This window comes from Paenibacillus massiliensis 2301065 = DSM 16942 (assembly GCF_000377505.1).
GTDB lineage: Bacteria > Bacillota > Bacilli > Paenibacillales > Paenibacillaceae > Paenibacillus > Paenibacillus massiliensis.
The window spans coordinates 502,153-522,091 of sequence record NZ_KB898186.1; the positions used below are offsets into that span (position 1 = coordinate 502,153).

Annotated in this window: 16 protein-coding genes; 13 read left to right on the forward strand and 3 right to left on the reverse strand. The window is 49.2% G+C overall.

The window, feature by feature from the left end; translation table 11 throughout:
- Positions 1–28 precede the first annotated feature (28 nt).
- From D328_RS0106095 to D328_RS0106160, 12 genes are all read left to right on the forward strand, one after another.
- Positions 29–1,210 carry an AI-2E family transporter gene (locus tag D328_RS0106095; protein ID WP_018884083.1) on the forward strand — a complete coding sequence of 394 codons (1,182 nt, stop codon included), beginning with the start codon at positions 29–31 and terminating at the stop codon, positions 1,208–1,210.
- A gap of 344 nt (positions 1,211–1,554) precedes the next feature.
- Complete coding sequence (locus D328_RS0106100) at positions 1,555–2,595, forward strand: FecCD family ABC transporter permease (RefSeq protein WP_018884084.1); 1,041 nt, start codon at positions 1,555–1,557, stop codon at positions 2,593–2,595.
- Position 2,596: 1 nt separating this feature from the next.
- Positions 2,597–3,622, forward strand: a complete 1,026-nt coding sequence (locus D328_RS0106105; RefSeq protein WP_018884085.1) for a FecCD family ABC transporter permease — start codon at positions 2,597–2,599, stop codon at positions 3,620–3,622.
- A gap of 90 nt (positions 3,623–3,712) precedes the next feature.
- The gene (locus tag D328_RS0106110) at positions 3,713–4,585 is read left to right on the forward strand and encodes an ABC transporter ATP-binding protein (RefSeq protein ID WP_018884086.1); all 873 of its coding nucleotides are present in this window, start codon (positions 3,713–3,715) and stop codon (positions 4,583–4,585) included.
- A 244-nt stretch (positions 4,586–4,829) separates the two neighbouring features.
- Entirely contained in the window at positions 4,830–5,624 is a 795-nt protein-coding gene (locus D328_RS0106115; RefSeq protein WP_018884087.1) for a (2Fe-2S)-binding protein, read from the forward strand.
- A gap of 98 nt (positions 5,625–5,722) precedes the next feature.
- The gene (locus D328_RS0106120) at positions 5,723–6,199 is read left to right on the forward strand and encodes a glutathione peroxidase (RefSeq protein ID WP_018884088.1); all 477 of its coding nucleotides are present in this window, start codon (positions 5,723–5,725) and stop codon (positions 6,197–6,199) included.
- A 415-nt stretch (positions 6,200–6,614) separates the two neighbouring features.
- Positions 6,615–7,976, forward strand: coding sequence for an FAD-dependent oxidoreductase (locus D328_RS0106125; protein WP_018884089.1), 1,362 nt, complete (start codon positions 6,615–6,617; stop codon positions 7,974–7,976).
- A gap of 509 nt (positions 7,977–8,485) precedes the next feature.
- Entirely contained in the window at positions 8,486–9,322 is an 837-nt protein-coding gene (locus D328_RS0106135; protein ID WP_018884091.1) for a formate/nitrite transporter family protein, read from the forward strand.
- Between the two features lie 562 nt (positions 9,323–9,884).
- A complete protein-coding gene (locus D328_RS0106140; protein WP_033412387.1) occupies positions 9,885–12,032 on the forward strand; it encodes a molybdopterin-containing oxidoreductase family protein in 2,148 nt (715 codons plus the stop codon).
- 178 nt (positions 12,033–12,210) lie between these two features.
- The gene (locus tag D328_RS0106145) at positions 12,211–13,467 is read left to right on the forward strand and encodes an MFS transporter (protein WP_018884093.1); all 1,257 of its coding nucleotides are present in this window, start codon (positions 12,211–12,213) and stop codon (positions 13,465–13,467) included.
- Positions 13,468–13,735: 268 nt separating this feature from the next.
- Positions 13,736–14,266, forward strand: a complete 531-nt coding sequence (locus tag D328_RS0106155) for a GNAT family N-acetyltransferase (protein WP_018884095.1) — start codon at positions 13,736–13,738, stop codon at positions 14,264–14,266.
- Between the two features lie 222 nt (positions 14,267–14,488).
- Positions 14,489–15,484, forward strand: coding sequence for an ABC transporter substrate-binding protein (locus D328_RS0106160; RefSeq protein WP_018884096.1), 996 nt, complete (start codon positions 14,489–14,491; stop codon positions 15,482–15,484).
- A gap of 345 nt (positions 15,485–15,829) precedes the next feature.
- Here the strand turns inward: D328_RS0106160 and D328_RS0106165 are convergent, their stop codons facing one another.
- Both D328_RS0106165 and D328_RS0106170 read right to left on the reverse strand, forming a co-directional pair.
- Positions 15,830–16,378: a GNAT family N-acetyltransferase gene (locus tag D328_RS0106165; protein ID WP_018884097.1), complete on the reverse strand. Its 549-nt coding sequence runs from the start codon at positions 16,376–16,378 to the stop codon at positions 15,830–15,832.
- 96 nt (positions 16,379–16,474) lie between these two features.
- On the reverse strand, positions 16,475–17,164 hold the full coding sequence (locus D328_RS0106170; RefSeq protein ID WP_018884098.1) for a hypothetical protein: 690 nt from the start codon (positions 17,162–17,164) through the stop codon (positions 16,475–16,477).
- Between the two features lie 287 nt (positions 17,165–17,451).
- On the opposite strand from D328_RS0106170, the gene D328_RS0106175 reads away from it, so the two are divergent.
- A complete protein-coding gene (locus D328_RS0106175; protein ID WP_018884099.1) occupies positions 17,452–19,149 on the forward strand; it encodes a glutamine--tRNA ligase/YqeY domain fusion protein in 1,698 nt (565 codons plus the stop codon).
- 148 nt (positions 19,150–19,297) lie between these two features.
- Here the strand turns inward: D328_RS0106175 and D328_RS0106180 are convergent, their stop codons facing one another.
- Complete coding sequence (locus D328_RS0106180; RefSeq protein WP_018884100.1) at positions 19,298–19,891, reverse strand: TetR/AcrR family transcriptional regulator; 594 nt, start codon at positions 19,889–19,891, stop codon at positions 19,298–19,300.
- Positions 19,892–19,939 lie beyond the last annotated feature (48 nt).

Below are 19,939 nucleotides of genomic sequence, written 5' to 3' on the forward strand. Positions count from 1 at the left end.
AGAATTGTATACGGAGAGGTAGGAATGTATGGAGAATAACCTGGACTGGAGAGACAGATTCAAGCGTTTCTTTCTGAACAACAAGTTTGTCTTGTTCTTGCTGGTTACCTTGCTAATCGGGCTGAACATTCTCATTTTCACACGTATCTCATTTGTGTTCGATCCATTTGTCGTGTTTCTCAAAACAGTACTGCTGCCACTGATCCTGACAGGGGTCGCATTCTACCTGTTGAACCCGATTGTGGACATTCTGGAGCGCTTCAAGGTGAAGCGTGCCTACTCCATTATTATTCTGTACCTGGCAGTGGCGGGGATCATCACGATCATCATTACTTCGGTCATTCCAGTCATCCGTGATCAAGTGACAATGCTCGTTACGAATGTTCCTACCTACACGGAGCAAGTGCAGCTACAGTTTGAGGCACTGATCGGCAGTGACTTCATGGCTCAGTTCCAGAGTGCCATCAACATTCGACCTGAGGAGCTGATGAGGCAAGCCACAACGCGCATTACGGATATCGTGAACGGTGCCTGGACAGGGGTTGGTACCTTCCTGGGTGCTGTGACCGAGACGCTGATTGCCGTTATTACGGTTCCCTTCATCCTATTCTATCTCCTCAAGGACCGTAGGAAGCTGCCCGCATATATTCTGAAATTAATACCGACAGCTCTGCGTGAGTCCTCGCACCGGATTATGACAGAGATGAATCACCAAGTGAGCTCCTACATTCGTGGTCAGATTATCGTGAGCTTCTGTATTGGTGTGTTGCTCTATATCGGTTATCTGATCATCGGCTTGGACTACTCTCTTACGCTTGCTGCGATTGCAGCCTTCACCAGTATCGTTCCTTACCTCGGACCTGCGATTGCGATTACTCCGGCGCTGATTGTAGCGATGGTAACTTCTCCAATTATGCTGTTGAAGATGATTGTGGTCTGGACAGTGGTCCAATTGATCGAAGGGAAATTCATCTCACCACAAATTATGGGTAAATCCCTTAGTGTGCATCCGATTACAATTATCTTTGTTATTTTGACGGCGGGTAATCTGTTCGGGGTCGTGGGGATCATTCTCGCGGTACCTGGCTACGCTGTGTTAAAGGTCGTTGTGACGCATCTTTATCGCTGGTTCCAGGAGCGTTCCCATTTATATGAAGAGAAGGTACCTGGCTATGATGTTGATCCGAGTAACAAGATTGTGAAGCATTGATGCAGTTTCAGCGGCTACATTACATCTCACTTCAGTTGCCACATGCTCTGCTATCGTAAAATGAGCACTTTTTCCAATAGAGCCTTCTGCCTTGAGCAGGAGGCTTCTTTTGTATGGATAAGAAAACACGTGAACTCAGGCATACTATTGTTTAGACCAAATATGATTAAGCTTGAATGCTCTGGAAGCTTCTGGTTAGCAGAAAGCAGGGAAGCCCTAGAATGGATGCAAAAAAATGTCCGTGGCTATTGACACTTGATAATGATTATCAGTATCTTTAATAGAGTGAAGATGAAGATTACATGAAACCATCATCAAGATATCGTAATGAAAGAGGCTTAAGCATGAATCGCTCCGCAATGAAGCAGGAAGAGCTGCAAAACCGAATATGGTCCCGTCCAGGGACTGCGCTTGCTGTCATTTTCCTTGGAATAGCAGCATTGATCCTGATGATGGCACTGGGGATTGCAGTCGGTGCCAGGAAGATCCCATTGTCTATTGTGGTTCAAGCCCTTACGTCCTTTAACCCTGATCTCACCGATCACCAGATCGTATGGGATTTGCGTCTGCCCCGTGTAATCGCGGCCATGATGGTAGGAGCTGCTTTTGCAGCCTCGGGAGCTATTATGCAAGGGATGACGCGTAATCCGCTGGCGGATCCAAGTCTGCTCGGTATTAATGCGGGCGCAGGGTTTGCCTTGGCTATATCCTTTGCCTTTTTACCGTTTTTGACATTTAACGGACTGATGCTGATGTCCTTTTTTGGAGCAGGCCTTGGGGTATTCCTCGTCTTTGGGATCGCACAATTGTCGAGGGGAGGGCTCACGCCCGTTCGCATGGCATTGGCTGGGTCTGCGATATCGGTGCTCCTGTATAGTCTTAGTCAGGGAATCGCACTGATCAATAAAGTCGCTCAGAATATTGATTTCTGGATCGCTGGGGGGGTAGCGGGTACACGCTGGGAGCAGCTGATGTATACCTTTCCCTGGATTGCTCTTGGCTTAGTCGGGGCCTTACTTTTATCCCGATTCATCACGGTGCTCAGTCTGGGGGATGATGTAGCGTCTGGACTGGGTATGCGCACAGGTGTTGTCAAACTGCTGGCATGTCTTGTGGTCATGATGCTTGCTGGTGTATCTGTAGCTATTGCCGGAGCCGTAGGCTTTATTGGTCTGGTCATTCCTCATATCGCCAGATTCCTGGTCGGTAAGGATTATCGTTGGATTATTCCCTGCTCTGCGGTATTGGGAGCCCTGCTCATGGTCGTGGCAGACATTGCGGCACGTCTGGTTCATCCCAATCACGAGACACCTGCAGCAGCGATGCTTGCGCTAATTGGTGTCCCGTACTTCCTCTATCTTATTCGAAAAGAGGTGAGGGATTAGCATGGAACCCAATCTGTGGAGCTCCAGTCGTCAATCCAGGCTGCTCAAGGTATCTGGGCTGTTATTTATATTAATTGTGATTGTATTTGTCATTAGCATGAACACCGGCTATACGGCGCTGTCTCCGATGCAGGTCATGAGAACGTTGTTCGGTATGGGCAGCAGCAAGGAGTCGCTCATTTTGTTTGAATTCCGGTTGCCGCGCATTGTCATCTGCTTATTGATCGGAGCCGGCTTGGCAGTGGCGGGCGCAGTCCTGCAGGGGGTATCGCGGAATGGACTTGCCGATCCGGGAATTCTCGGGATTAACTCGGGTGCTGGTCTGGCGGTGACGCTATTCATCACCTTGAATCCGCTTGGTACAGGCGCTTCCCCGTTCCGGCTACCTTTCATCGCTATAGTCGGTTCGATGGTAGCTGCATTGTCTATATATTTGCTGGCCTACCGCCGACATAAGGGTCTGTCTACGACCAGACTGCTGCTTGCGGGCATTGCTATGGCGGCTGGTATTCAGGCTGCTATGCTGGTGCTGGTCATCAGACTGGACGAGAGGCAATATGACTTTGTAGCGAACTGGCTGGCAGGCAGTATATGGGGGACGAATTGGACATTTGTAGCCGCTCTGCTGCCTTGGATATTGATTCTGATTCCGTTTGTGCTGACGAAGGCCAGACAGATGGATGTATTCATGCTTGGAGATCAGACTGCAGTGGGTCTTGGCAGCCGTCTGAATCGTGAACGTCTGGTGCTGCTGATTGCCGCTGTGGCTCTGAGTGCCTCCTGTGTCTCGGTGAGCGGTGGAATTAGCTTCCTTGGTCTGATCGGACCGCATGTGGCACGTAGACTTGTCGGGCCACGGCACCTGTATTTCATCCCCGTATCCGCGCTTGTGGGCGCGTTAATCATGCTGGTAGGGGACAGCATTGCACGAACCGTCATTCAACCGTCAGGAATACCTACAGGTATTGTGGTAGCCGTGATTGGTGCACCATACTTCCTGTACTTGCTGGCAAGATCACGTGGCTAGTTGGCTTTAGTAGAAATGAAGCTTAGGTAACAGTCCAAGCAGTCCATATAACGATTCGCATAGTACACATAATTGAGAGGGATGATGAGCATGTTCCGTTTGAATACAGTCGGTCTGAATATTGCCTATGAGGAGCGTCTTATTGTAGAGGATCTGAATATTGAAATTCCGCAAGGAAAAATTACGGCATTGGTCGGCGCGAACGGCTCAGGCAAGTCTACTATTCTCAAGACCATGGCCCGGATCATGCAGCCCAAGGGAGGAACGGTCCTGCTCGACGGCAAATCCATCCATAAACAGTCAACTCGGGAGGTAGCCAAGCAACTAGCCATTCTGCCACAGAATCCGACTGCACCTGAAGGACTTACAGTGACTGAACTGGTATCCTATGGACGCTTTCCGTATCAGAAGGGCTTTGGTTCCCTGAAGGCGGAGGACCGTAAGATTGTGGAGTGGGCTGTTGAGGTGACGGGCATGACGGAATTCCACGATCGCCCGATCGACCAATTGTCTGGTGGTCAACGTCAGCGTGCATGGATTGCCATGGCGCTTGCCCAAGAGACGGATATATTGTTTCTGGATGAGCCTACAACCTTCCTCGATATGGCTCACCAGCTAGAGGTGCTGCAGCTGCTGGAGCACTTGAATACGGATGCGAAACGGACTATTGTTATGGTCGTACATGATCTGAATCATGCAGCTCGTTATGCGAACCACATGATAGCTATTAAGAAAGGCAAGGCACAGGCTGTCGGTTCTCCTGCTGATGTAATGACTTGTGAAGTATTACGGGATGTATTCGGCATTGAGGCAGACATTGTGACGGATCCACGTTCTGGCGTACCGCTGTGTCTCCCATATGCTCTGGCAGGTCATAATGCACCAGTGAATACAGCATCTGATTCTGCAGCTGCTCCGGCAGAACAAGTAGAGCGGATGATTCGCGTAGCTGCTGGGCGATAAGCCTGTAATGTGTTGCTGATGCGTTGTTAGCCTGCTGTAGTTACAGTGCAACCACTGCAAAGCAAGACAAGATGATTACAGTAGCGAGCGAGATAAGAAGGTACGTGGTTGTGTAGAATAACAGGCATGTGCTAGACATGTAGCGGCAGACTATGATGTTGTTGAGTTATGTTTGATCAGATACCTTAGATGTCTGAATGACAGGCGGCATGGACAGCCGCTTGCAGAAAGAAGGCGATACAGCATGAAGCCGATGGACTATGAGCTTCTCGCACGTTACGGCCAGATTATATTTACCCATCCGGAGCAGGCAGTCTACTCTGTTCCAGCTTCAGATCTGAGCAATCCGGGTGCGGCACTGCTATTGGCTAACCGGTTTCTCGATCATATGGATTGCGATGATATTGTGACAGCGGGGGTATACTGTGCCGGTTACATGCGAGGTCTGGTGATGGCACAGCATTATATGGTGTCGGTCATGAATCGAACGGTCAACCTGGCGCCATCCAACCTCGTCATTCATGTGAAATATGCAGATGGATATCCGTCACTGCAATTCCAGCCACTAGATGATACGGAGTCTGGTCCCGTGAACCCGGAGCTGCGTGATAGCTGGGCTGATGCGCAGTTCAACTTCTTCTTCTCGGATACGATCCGTCCCATTTTGGAGAATTTGGCTGAGGCGGTATCCGCGCCCATCGGACAGCTGTGGGGACAAATGCCACTCGGGCTGCTCTATTTCCGAGATCAGGTCTTGCCGATGCTAGAAATGGAAGGGGAGCGTGACAGACTGGAGCGAGACTATGGCTATGTAACACATACGATGGAGGGAGCCCTCTTCGGACGGACACGGAACCCCTTCAGTATTCGATTCGTCGAGTTGGATAACCCGCATAATCCAGGGACAACGATGTATATGAAGCCTTCCTGCTGCCAGTACTATAAGACTGGTGAAGGAGAGTATTGTTACTCTTGTCCCAAGCTAACACGAGCGCAGCGCGAACAGCGTCGTCAGGAGATTATGCTCCAATCCGGATAGGCATATCGCCAGCCTCCCAAGTACACATTTGGATTATCCCGCCAAATTGAGTATGATAGATATGATCGAAAGTTGAACATATAAGGAGGATGAGCTACATGTCAGTACATTCATTTCAAGCAATAACCCCTGCCAATCAGGTGCAATCCCTGGAGACCTACGCAGGTAAGGTTCTGATCATTGCCAATACGGCCAGCGAATGTGGCTTGACTCCACAGTACGGTGAATTGCAGAAGCTATATGATGAATACAAAGATAGAGGATTAACTATACTAGCATTTCCTTGCAACCAATTTGGTGGGCAGGAGCCGGGCACGAGTGAGCAAGCTGAAGAGTTCTGTAAATTGAACTATGGCGTGAATTTCCCGGTGTTCGCTAAGGTAGAAGTGAACGGTCCGGACACCACTCCGCTATTCCAGTATTTGAAGCAAAAGCAGCCTGGAGACCAACCGGAGGGTGAGATTCAGTGGAATTTCACCAAATTCGTAGTGGATCGCAGTGGTGCTCCTGTTGCGCGCTTCGAGCCAAAGGAATCCCCTGAGTCCATGAGATCTGTGATCGAGGGACTGCTATAAGCAACAGTCAAGTAAGCTTTGCAACATGCATGTATCAACAAGTCTTACCAGAAGTGTGCTATGTCTTGGACAAGCTGACACTATTTTGGTTGAGGCTTGTTTTTTTGTTGTACGTTATGATTCTTGGCCCACACATACTGTGAGATAAATAGTCCATATTAAGCAGATTGCACGTAGGCTGAGTCTATTTGTGGATATTTTTATCAGTTCTACAGAATGTGAAATTGTGAACAAACAATGAACTAACTGAAAAGCTATTGCAATGTGAAAAAAGTCACACTATAATACCAATATAAAGTGAATTAAATCACAACCGCGCAGTCATTAGTGAAAATCATCACATGGCGCATTTGTATAAACCAAGCCAAACGAATCAGACTATGCAAGAGGAATTCAACTTCGAGGAGGAACCACCATGAAAGTAGCAGTTATCGGATGTACACACGCAGGCACAGCAGCCATTGTCAACACAGCAAAGCTTTACCCTGATGCGCAAATTACCGTGTATGAGCGTAATGATAATATATCGTTTCTATCCTGTGGAATTGCATTGTATGTAGGGGGTGTAGTGAAGGACCCTGAGGGCCTGTTCTATTCGTCGCCACAGCAGCTCGCAGAGCTCGGAGTCGTAACCAAGATGCTGCATGAGGTAACAGAGGTGGATACTCAAGGCAAACGCCTGAAGGCGCGTGACCTGACTACAGGTCAAGAGCTGGAGGACACTTATGACAAACTGATTGTGACAACTGGCTCGTGGCCGATTATTCCGAAGCTGGAAGGCATCAAGCTCGATAACATCCTGTTATCGAAAAATTACAATCACTCCAATACGATCATTGAGAAAGCGAAGGATGCCAAGCGCATAACTGTTGTAGGAGCCGGATATATCGGGATTGAGCTTGTAGAGGCATTCCAAATGAATGGCAAAGAGGTCACACTGATCGACAGCATGGACCGTATCCTCAACAAGTATCTGGACAGTGATTATACAGATCGGATTGAGACTTCCCTGGAGGAGCATGGAATCAAGCTGGCCCTCGGACAGACGGTGACGCGTTTTGAAGGTGAGCAAGGCAAAGTAAGCAAGGTTATCACCGACAAAGGTGCGTATGAGACAGACCTTGTGATCCTGTGCATTGGCTTCCGTCCGAACACGGATCTGCTAAAGGGCCAAGTCGATATGCTTCCGAACGGGGCAATTATCGTCAACAAGTATATGCAGAGCAGCCAACCAGATGTGTTCGCTGCAGGTGATAGCTGCGCTATTCATTACAACCCTACAGGCAAGAATGCTTATATTCCACTGGCAACCAATGCAGTACGAATGGGAACACTCGTAGCGCGCAATCTGGTGGAGCCGACGATACCTTATATGGGCACACAGGGCACCTCCGGGATCAAAATATATGAGCAAAATATTGCAGGTACAGGTCTGACAGAGACCGCTGCAGTGGATGAGGGACTAGACGTAGAAGCGGTCTTGATTGAGGATAGCTACCGTCCGGAATTCATGCCGACAGCAGAGAAAGTGCTATTGAAGGTTGTATACGAACGCGCTAGCCGCCGCATCGTCGGTGCCCAGCTGATGTCCGAGGTGGATTTGACCCAGTCGATCAATACCTTGTCCGTGTGCATTCAGAATCATATGACCGTAGACCAGCTGGCCTTTATCGACTTCTTCTTCCAGCCACACTATAACAAACCATGGAATTTCCTGAATACAGCAGGACTACAGGCTTTACCAGCTGTAAAAGCTAGAGAAACCATTACTGTATAACATTCGCTGCGCGGATGGCTATGATATTGTTCACTACTTTGTCATGAATTTCGAAAATTCACCCCTTAACTATGATGTATAATGGTTTGTAATTAATCATGTTAAGGGGGACCTACCATGGCAATGTTCTGGATTACTTTCATGATTGTCATTGCTATTGTATCCGTAGTAAGTATCAGCTGGTTCATGAAGCAAATCGAAAAAGAAGAATATAATTAATCATATGCTTGCGCCACTTCACTCACGTTTAAGTGTGTGGATGTGAACAAGTAAGATGATTGAATGCCAGGATGGAAGCAGCTTCGTATAGAGGCTGCTTTTTTGTATTTTACATGCTAGTGATGTGCTAAGTTATAGGGCAGCCTGATTTCCAACTCTCAAACAGCAAGCCGTATGTTTCAATTTCATGTCATGTGATTTATTTCACGACAACCCTCCTGATTACCATTTACAATGAATTACATGAATAATTGGGAGTTATAGAAGCAGGCTAAAAAGGAGAGAGAGTTATGGCAACCTATAAACCGGCGCAGATCGCGGCCAAAACCGTGGAGACCGGCATGCATAAGGCACACAATTCCTGGCAGACAGCTGCTATTCTTGGATTTTTGGCAGGGGCCTTCATTTCACTTGGCTTCCTACTCGATATTCGCGTCATTGCGAGTGCACCTGCATCCTGGGGGAGCTTTGCGAATTTTATAGGCGCGGCTGTGTTCCCTGTCGGACTGGTGCTTGTATTGTTGGCAGGCGGAGAACTGCTGACAGGCAATATGATGGCGGTGCCGCTGGCTCGTATGGCGGGGAAAATTACAACAGGCGAAGCCGTACGCAATCTGATCATCATTACACTTAGTAATTTCGTGGGCGCGTTGTTCGTTGCTTACTTTTTTGGACATGTGTTAGGTCTCACAGGATCTGGCGCCTTTCTGGATAAGCTGGTCGATATGGCTGGCCACAAAATTCACGATAGCTTCCTGCAAGCCTTCGTCTCCGGTATTGGCTGTAACTGGTTGGTAGCACTTGCGGTGTGGCTGTCTTACAGTACGGATTCCATCAGTGGCAAGATTCTGGGCATCTGGTTCCCGACAATGGCGTTCGTTGCGATCGGGTTCCAGCACGTTGTAGCTAACATGTTCCTGATTCCAGCAGCGATCTTCGAGGGCTACTATTCCTGGGGCGACTATATTATGAACTTCATCCCTGTATGGCTTGGCAATTTGGCAGGAGGCAGTATATTCGTAGCAGCGGCATATTGGATGGCTTATTTGCGTAAAGCACCTCACACTTCTGCGACTAAGGCGGAAGAGCATCCAATGAAGGGTGCGGCGACTGCTGAACAAGTGTAGCGAGCAAAATTAAGATGCATGGAAGTGACATCAAGGTGCATGGAAGCAGTATCAAGGTACATGAATAGAAGCAATAGATGGAAAGAGTAATGTGAACAATAACAGCCGCTAGATGTACGGAAGCACATCAAATCGCTTTTTACAGTAGCATCAATTGTATAGCTGAGAGCAAGCCTTCGAAAGTAAATGTTCTACAAACAACAAATTCGCCATGCCAGGTTCGGGGGAACGAAACTTGGCATGGCGAATTTTTTTGGGAGTGGTCCATGATATGGCATTAGAGGGAGTGTGCTCTCGCCTCTTGCTGCCTTGATTCTCATTACCCAGAGGCACTCATGAATGAAACAGTCGGATTTTTATTTTTGGTGGATACTTCAAATTTTTAGTATGATAGATAAAATGGAATTCGATGTAGGACAGGACTGAAGGGAGTGCCACAGAGATGAGTAGCAAAATTGTTGGGGATGTAGAGCCCCGGAACGTACACTTGGACGGAGACCGTACAGTGACACTCATGAGTAATGCAGTTGATAACGAAGTGGTCGAAGGGACATTCACGCCTATGAAGGAGCGGACAGATGGAATATTTCCGGCAGTATGTCCGCTGGACTGTCCTGACACCTGTGGCTTGCTGTTACATAAACAAGATGGACGCATCGTGAAGGTAACGGGCAACCCTGAGCATCCGATCACCAAGGGAGCCATTTGTAATAAAGTCCGGCATATGACCGAGCGAGTCTATCACCCCGAGCGGCTACAGTATCCCATGAAGCGCGTTGGCGCCAAGGGTAGTGGCCAATTCGAGCGCATTAGCTGGGATGAGGCTATTGCAGAGATCACGACCCGTTTCCAGGGGCTATCCCGCGAATACGGGTCCGAATCCATATTGCCATATAGCTTCTACGGTAACATGGGCTTGCTCAGTGTGGATGGAATGGATCGACGATTCTTTAACGCTCTCGGGGCCAGCCAATTGGAGCAGACCATCTGTAATTCGGCAGGCACGGCTGGCTGGAAAGCGACAATGGGCTTCAATGGTGGAGTGAGTCCAGAGGATACCGAACAAGCAGAGCTGATCATCATATGGGGTGCCAACCTGATCAGTACGAATATGCATCAGGTGGTTCTCGCCGAGAAGGCAAGGAAGAAAGGTGCGAAGATCGTTGTCATCGACGTGCATCGCAACCGTACCGGGCAGTGGGCTGACTGGTTCATTCCACTCTATCCGGGGACAGACACGGCCTTGGCGCTTGGGCTGATGCACCTGCTGTTCGAGCGTGGCTATACGAACCAGGAATTCATGGAACAGTACACAGTAGGACATGAGGAGCTACGGGAGCATGTTCGGAGTTATACACCTGAGCGGGTCGCCCGTATAACGGGTGTGCCGATTGAGGATATTACGCGCCTGGCAGACTTGTATGGTACCTCCAAGGCGGCTTTCATTTACATTGGAAATGGTCTGCAGCATCATGACAATGGGGGCATGAATGTACGTACTATTGCCTGTCTGCCTGCACTGACGGGACAATGGTTGAATCGCGGGGGCGGCGCACTCAAGGGGAATGGTGGCTATAACTCGATGAACGATGCGGCACTGGAGCGTCCTGATCTGCGTCCGAATCCTGACGCGCGTGCAATTAACATGAATCGAATCGGGGAAGCCCTGCTTGAGACGGAGGATCCGATTCGAGCCTTGTTCGTCTACTGCAGTAATCCGCTGGTCGTAGCGCCAGATACCCTAAGGGTACAACAGGGCTTTGCGCGGGAGGACCTGTTTACCGTCGTGCATGAGCTATTCATGACAGATACGGCCAAGTATGCCGATATTGTGCTGCCAGCAGCGTCTTCCTTTGAAAGCACGGACCTATATGCTTCCTACTGGCATCACTATATTCAGCTGCAGGAGCCCGTCATTGCACCAGTGGGAGAGAGTAAGACGAATGTTGAGCTGTTCTCGTTACTGGGCAAGGCAATGGGATTTGATACGGAGGCATTCGAGGAGAGTCCAGAGGAGATGATCCGGGGGGCGCTGAACAAGCCAGACAATCCTTATTTGCAGGGAGTGACGCTGGAGGCGCTACAGGAGCAGCGATTCGTCAAGCTGGACATGTCGGCGCAGTCCGAATATTTAGATCGTCTGAACACGCCTTCAGGTAAAATTGAGCTGTATTCGCAAGCTTTGGAAGCTGCAGGCCTTCCTCCTCTGCCTACCTACATTCCTTTGGTGGAGGGCTTCGACGGTGAGAAGCTGACTCAGCAGCAAGAGCAGGAGCAAAGTGGGCTGAAGCAGCAGACAGAGGAGCTAGTGGAACGAGAGCAGCCAAAGCGTTATCCGCTCATGTTCATTTCACCACCGAACCACAATTTCCTCAATTCGAGCTTCGGCAATGTAGGCAAGCATCAGCAATTGGAGAAGGAGCCGCAGCTCCAGCTGCATCCTGAGGATGCAGCTGCTCGGCGTATTGTGGACGGGGACCTCCTTCGAGTATGGAACGATAGAGGAACCTATGAGCTACGTGCCAAAGTAGTAGACGCCATGCTGCCAGGCACGGTAGTCAGTCAAGGCCTCTGGTGGGGAACGAAAGCAGGACAGCGTGCTAATACCTTGACCTCCTCTCGATTGGCCGATATGGGGAAGGGAGCGACCTTTTTCTCTACTCTGGTCGAAGTCCATAAGCATGAAGCGGAAGAACGCTGTGCCGAATAATGAAGCCTTTGAAAGCTCTTAGTCAATATTAGTAATTTCTAAATGGGAGTAGGCATAGCTGTAACCTCTTCTTACAGCTTACAAAATTTGTGAGGGAACGTATGTACGAGAATCCTGGTCTGTGATACAATACGTGAATGTGATTTTACAACTTAAAGTCCAGGAGAAACCTATACCTATGCATGCCCTGATGAAGTACCCCAAAGAAATCAAAATTTTCCTGATCGCCAGTCTAGTGAGTTCACTGGGTGGCTCTCTCATGTGGCCACTAGTGTCCATGTATGTATTTGATGAGCTTGATCGTAGCATGACGGATGCAGGCACTGTGATCCTGATCATGTCCCTCGGAGGGATCTTCGGGCAATTGCTGGGTGGTTCCATGTATCATCGACTGGGCGTCAAGCGGCTGATCGTCGGCTCGCAGGCACTGAATGCAGTCTCCTTGCTCATGCTGCCCTTTACCACAACGACCTGGTCGTTGTTTGTCGTGATGATGGGGTTCGTCGGCTTCTTTAATGCGATGTCGTTTCCCGCCATTCAGGCGTTCATTGGATTCCGATTCGCTGACCGGCGTGGAGAGCTGTTCAATGTAATTTATGTAGCGAACAATATCGGTGTTGCTGTCGGTACAGCCCTGAGCGGCGTGTTGGCGGACGTCTCCTATCACCTGAGCTTTATTCTGAACGGAGTGACCTCCGCAGTCTTTTCCTTATTCTTCCTTGTGTACCTGAGCCGGATCGATCATATGGAAGGACAAGTACAGGCCGGTGGGAAGAAGCTTAGACATACAACGGATGCCCCTGTAGCACTGCTATTACGGGATGTACGGATCTATTTGTATGTAGGTGTAGGCTCGATGTTCCTATGGCTGGGGAATTCCGTCTGGAATACAGGGGTGTCACCTTTCATCATTGAGGAAGGACTGCCGAAGAGTCTATATGGCTTGCTGTGGACGCTCAACGGAATATTGATCTTCGCTGCCCAGCCGCTTCTCTCCTGGATCAAGCGAATCTGGGCAGGTACCACGTCCCGCCAGCTTACGCTTAGCGGAGTATTCTACCTGTCAGCCTATATTGTCATCCTCTGTACAGGGCATTACCCCGGAATGGTGGCTGCGATGGTATTGGCCACATTGGGTGAGATGCTGGTTGCACCTGCAATACCGGCTTTCCTGTCGGATCACGGGGGAAGAGGGGCGCCTTTCTACATGGGTCTGGTTGGTGGTATTGGTGCCGCTGGACGGGTATTGGGTCCTTTCATGATGGGAGGACTGTATGACCATGGAGGTCTTGACCCTACTGTATGGCTGGCTGCTGGAACGGCTGTACTATGTGTGCTGTTCTTCCTCTTGCATGGCTGGCTGAACCGCAATCGAGCTGTAGTAGACCTACATGCTCCACGGACGGGAGAGATTCAGGCAGGCAGTTCATCCTAAGGATATGTAGTATCATGTAGTAGGATTAAGTGGCAACATAAGCGGTACTACAAGCAGTAATACAAGCAGTAATACAAGCGGCAAGAACAAGTGATTAAGCACAGCTGGTTTGTGGTTAAATGGAATATGGAATACGTGCACAAACAACTTGCGATTCTTGTACAGTTGTTGCTTGAACTGGAAGGAGGAGCCGATGTGCTTCTCCTTTTGTTGTGTTACAATGAATGGAAAAAAAGCTACAGCATTTATGTGAAGGGTTGGAAGTGACGTGTCTATAGGACAATCGATTATTGTAAGAGATTCAGAAATTAAGGACGCTCCCGGGCTGATGGCACTCGATGAGCTTGTGTGGAATGAACGAACAGCACCGGCCTCATTGTCTTGGAAGACACGTGGAGAATATCTCCGGCATACTCCTCCGGGAACTCAGCTTGTAGCTGTGCAGGACGAGACCTTGTGCGGTTATGTAGGCTTTCGTCCTCCGACCCTTCTGGCAAGCAACAGTCATGTATTAGAGATTAATATTGCTGTGCATCCCCGATATCAGCGGCAAGGAATTGCTTCAGCGTTAATGAAGGCTTTGTTGGAGCTGGCTGCTCAGCGTGGAGTTAAGAAGATTAGTCTACGTGTCCTCTCCAGCAACATCAGTGCGCTTACCTTTTATCAGAAGTGTGGATTTGTGGAAGAGGGGCGTCTCTTCGGGGAGTTCTATATTGAGGGACAGTATGTAGACGATATTCTGATGGCGTATTACCTGGATGGCATCTATTCCCGGATCACCTGGCAAGAAGGTTCATAATTGTAAACGGATGCAGAGGATTGCTTTGATACGTTATTAGGTGAAATGTAGGGAGCGTATGGATCTGAATCTGGAGGATAAAATAGGCGCTAGTAGTTGCATCTAGCAAAAAACAGACGATAGTCGAGGCACACTTGCTTCGGCTATTATTGACATAGAGAATGATAATCATTACCATCTATATTGTACTAAACTTTATGGATGGAAATGAGGAACGTAATTATGGCAAGTAGAACTGGAACACGCCGTATGCGCTGGATGCAGGCGATGATGAGTCTGGTGATGATTCTATTGCTGTCAGCTTGTGGTCAGGCAGCGAGCACAGGCACCAATGATACAGGAGAACAGGCGCAGGAACAGATACAAGAGCAAGACAGGGTTGTAGTAGACGGGATGGGCCATGAAGTCATGATTCCTGCTAAGCCAGAGCGTGTACTAGCCTCATATCTGGAAGATCATCTGGCTGCGCTGGGTGTGACTCCAGTAGCACAATGGTCCGCACATTCAACTTCGAAGCAGGATTATTTGCAGGATGCCTTGGGGGATGTTCCATTAATCGATAGTAAGCTGCCACCAGAGCAGGTTGCTTCTTTCCAGCCTGATCTGATCATTGTGGAAAATGCAGCCTCCGTTGAGAAGGGGCTCTATGAGCAGTATCATGCCATTGCTCCAACCTATGTACTGAGTGAAGAGGAGACTGGGGATTGGCGGAAGGCCTTCCTCAAGGTCGGAGAGCTGTTAAACAAGAAGGCAGAGGCTGAACAGCGTCTTGAAGAATATGATCGTAAGCTTCAGGGAGCGAAGGAGCAGATTCATGCAGCGATTGGGGACGAATCCGCTATAGTGCTATGGGTAACGGAGAAGAATGTATACATGGTTGATCCAGGCAGATCCAGCGGAACGGTGCTGTATCAGGATCTGGGGATCAACAAGCCAAATCTGGCGCAGGAGCTAGAGAGCACAGGAGCGAACTGGATGCCTGTATCTCTGGAGAAGCTCGCAGAGCTGGATGCCGATCATATCTTCCTGGTGAACAGCGAGGGTGCAGGCACTGCCGAAGCATTAAAACGCTCAATATGGCTATCTTTGCCTGCGGTCAAGGCAGGACATGTATATACGATGCCAAAGGAGCGAAGCTGGCTATATTCCGGTATCATTGCAAATGAGGGCATTGTAGACGATGTATTGCAGTCGTTAGGCGTAGAGTCAACTAACTGAACAAGCTCGCTGTTGAGGAGATGACCAGTTAGATGGCACAATAATTGCCCTGCCTATAGGCTTATACCCGGTGGGACGTATCCTATCGCGAGCGATAGGGGAAGTATCCTGAAAAGAGCTTGATGGAAGTTTGAACTTTATATTAGAAGTTAAGCTTGATACTAAAAAAGGTATGCTGACGAGTAACGGCCAGCATACCTTTTTCAATAATATCTGATAACATCCTATGGTACTGGGGAGAGTAGTGCTCTATGCTCACATCTGAACCCAGGTGATGGCTTGAAAACTACTAAACGCAATATTCCTCTTATAAAATGAAGAGCGCGCTGCACTGCATCCAGGTTCTTATCGCAGTTGCTTCCACTCGGATTGGAGCATGCCATATACGGCATGATTCACATAACCCTGCGGCAGCTTCTCTGCTTCGCGAATAATCCCTTCCAGCACAAATCCCAGTCGTTCCGGAATCCCACGGCTACGCCGGTTGGCGGTAGCGCAGCGAATCTCGACCCGGTGCAAATCAAGCTCTACCAAGGCGTGATCTACGAACACACGGCAGGCATTCGTCATGATGCCTTGTCCCTCATATCCATGTCCCAGCCAGTAGCCAATGCTTACTGAACGATGCTCCCAATTGATTGCATGGTATGAAATGATGCCAGCTAATTCCCTGTCAATCCATATTCCAGCGGTAATGGCGCCCTTCTCGGCGGCGATCTGCAGAGCCCCCTGCACATACTGCTCGGTATGACTCATCTCGGTGGTATGATCTACCCAGGGAAGCCACTGTCGAAGACGCTCACGTGACAGCTCGGTCAATTCGAATAGGGGTTGAACGTCCTCGCGCGCAAGCGGCTTCAGATATGTTCGCTCGTCCAGCGCGTATGTAAACATAATGGATACCCTCTTTCTATCCTGAAGTAGCCTGTGATCCAGTGCGGCGGCTCATCTATAGTTATGCTACATGATTCCGTCATACTCGTCAAAAGACTACGGCACTAGCCGAATTAGACCTACCTGAAATCCCCCATCAACGTAATCGTAATCTATCTCAAGGTCGGCGACATACTCCGATGGGAAGATATACCCAGAGGCGTGGAGTGTCAGCTTCTGAGGAGACGTAGAATAGATCTGATAGGAGTGAAAATTAATCGTATCCGAGAATAAGGAAGGATCGGCATAAAAATCAGAACGATTACGGGTGGAGCTGTAGTTCTGACCGTCAATTTCGATATCCCACTGAACGGTAACCTCGCCCACATTGACCTGGGTCTGTACCCGTTGCTCGATAGCTTCCTGTGCCCTTTCTACCGGATATTCCATCATCGTGTGTGGATCAACTACATGAATCTGCTGTACCTCGACTCCTGTCCCGGATATTTGCGTAAGAATGGCAATAATCTCGGGCTGTCCGTCGCCTGTGACATCCTCCAGATAGAGTTGAGGCTCCGAAGTGGGCTGGGCAGAGCCTGTCCAAGCATACTGAGCTGAGCGCTGCCCGCTCTGTAGCATGACACGCTGAAACATCCCTTGCTTAGCAGGACCGCGGAAGAGCTTGACAGATGAATCCTCTGAAGCAACAGCATGCAGCAGCTTTGGCTGCATCTGTGCGATGGCTTGGATCGGGTCGTCCGATGAGATCATCACGGACCATACGAGGGCGACTATAAAGCTGAGCATAACCCGACTCCTTTCATGATGTAGATCTGTCGTTCTAGCTTACGTTATGTTAGCTACACATCGTAGGCTAGATATAGTTACACTATATAGAAAAGTGAAGCAGAAGTCGTTAACTCTTTTTAACTTTTGGCGGGGAAATTGTGGCTGATATCAAGCTTTGTGCAGGCCAAGACCGAATACATTGATCTATCCGGCAGGAAAAGGTATATTTAAGAGTAACGAGTTGGAAACTCAGGATAGGACTCTCATGTTCAAAGCTGATTTTATGTAGAGAAAGGTTGATACGTGTGGAGAAGCCAAGCACTCCCCCGAATTTTATCAAGGCGGTTATTGAGGAAGATATTCGTAGTGGCAAGGTAAAGGAAGTCGTTACCCGTTTCCCTCCAGAGCCTAACGGTTATTTGCATATTGGTCATGCCAAAGCGATCTGGATTGATTTCACGCTGGCTGACGAATTCGGTGGCCGCACCCATCTGCGGTTCGATGATACGAATCCTGCCAAAGAGGATATAGAGTACGTTCAGTCGATCCAGGAGGATATCAAGTGGCTCGGCTATGAATGGGAGGCTAAATTCTATGCCTCAGATTACTTCGAAGAAATGTACAAGCGGGCCCAATTACTCATTCGCAAAGGCAAAGCCTTCGTGGACGATCAGACGGCTGATCAGATTCGCGAGACACGCGGAACACTGACAGAGCCAGGGACGAACAGCCCGTATCGTGATCGTTCTGTGGAAGAGAATCTGCAGCTCTTTGCCGAGATGCGTGAAGGCAAGTATGCGAATGGTGAGAAGGTGCTGCGCGCGAAGATTGATATGGCTTCACCGAATATCAACCTGCGTGATCCGGTTATTTACCGTATATCCCATACTCATCATCACAATACCGGAGATCAGTGGTGCATTTACCCGATGTATGCTTATGCTCACCCGCTTGAGGATGCGATCGAAGGTATTACGCACTCACTGTGCTCTCTGGAGTTCGAGGATCAGCGTCCGTTCTACGACTGGGTCGTAGCGGAGTGCGAGATGGAGAATGTACCTCGTCAATACGAGTTCGGTCGCCTGAACCTGGCACAGACGGTTACCAGCAAGCGCAAGCTGAAGCTGCTCGTCGACGAAGGTCATGTCGATGGCTGGGATGACCCAAGAATGCCGACGATCTCCGGGTTGCGGCGCCGTGGCTATACGCCAGAGGCTATTCGTGATTTTGTGTATGAGACAGGGATCTCGAAGGCGTACGGGCAAATTGATCTGCAGGTGCTAGAGCATTTCGTACGTGAGGATTTGAAGCTGAAGTCCCCTCGTACAATGGCGGTTATTGACCCGCTCAAGGTTGTCATCACCAATTACCCTGAGGGACAGGTCGAGATGCTGGAGGCTGAGAACAACAGCGAGAATCCAGAGATGGGGGTTCGTCAGATCCCATTCTCTCGTGAAATCTACATCGAGCGTGAGGATTTCATGGAAGACCCTCCTAGCAAGTACTTCCGTCTATTCCCGGGCAACGAGGTTCGTCTGAAGCATGCTTATTTCATCAAGTGCAATGACGTCATCAAGGATGCGGACGGCAAGGTGATTGAGCTTCATTGTACGTACGATCCTGAGACGAAGAGTGGTACAGGCTTCACTGGACGTAAGGTGAAAGGGACTATTCACTGGGTAGAGGCCACTCAGGCTGTACCAGCAGAATTCCGTCTCTATGAGCCGCTGGTTAAGGCAGAAGAAAAGCTGGTAGAGGAAGAGGAGATCGTCGAAGAATCCGGCGAGGAGAAGACATTCCTGGACGAGCTGAACCCAAATTCGCTTCAAATTATGCACGGTTATGTGGAGCCGAATATGAAGGAAGCACAAGCACAGGATAAGTTCCAATTTTTCCGCCATGGATATTTCAATGTAGACCCTAAGCTATCCGAGCCTGGGCGCCCTGTATTCAACCGGGTCGTGTCGCTGAAGAGCTCCTTCCAGCTACCGAAGTCCAACTAATTGAAAGATAAGATGAATTGCAAGCCACATCTATAAGCTAGGGTTGCATGATCATAGCAATATTAGCAATAGAAGTGTATCTGGCAAAGCCGCAGACAGACCCGCTGATTCATTCAGCCAGGGCCTGTACTGCGGCTTTTGTCTTTGTTTAACGTTCTTCTTCAAGCAATGTTAGTGTAGTCTCTATGCTGTGCTTGATAAAGGCAGGATCAGGGCCTGACTTCGTCAAGACGGTCAAGCCGATCATCGTGATGACAAGAGATTGAGCCAACGCTCCCGCATCCAAGCTGCTGGAGAGCTCCTTGCTCTGTTGCCCCCTCTCAATGACCTCCTTGAATATAGCCGCTAAATATAGCTGATGCTCACGAGTAAGTATGGCAAATCGGGGATCATGCGGAGCGAGCTCCACCATTGTGTTAATACAGAAGCAGCCGCGCTGGCAGGAAGCAAGTGTCTCATTCACTGCGCCAATCCTCTCGAACAATCCCCGGAAGGCAGCCTTGACGGTGCTCTCTTGCTGTAGCCATGTCCTGATCTGTGCAGCATGCTGGGCGGTATACCTGCGGAGTGTAGCCTCAAATAGTCCCTTCTTGTCGCGAAAGGCGGCGTACAGGCTTGGCCGTTGGATTCCCATGGCTTGCGTCAGGTCCGTCAGGGATGTAGCCTCGTAACCTTTCTCCCAAAATACCTGCATCGCAGCATCAAGAGCCTTTTCCGTATTAAACTCACGTGTTCTTACCATAGTGCCCCACCTTTTCATACCGATAAGTATATTAATCATAAAGAAGTG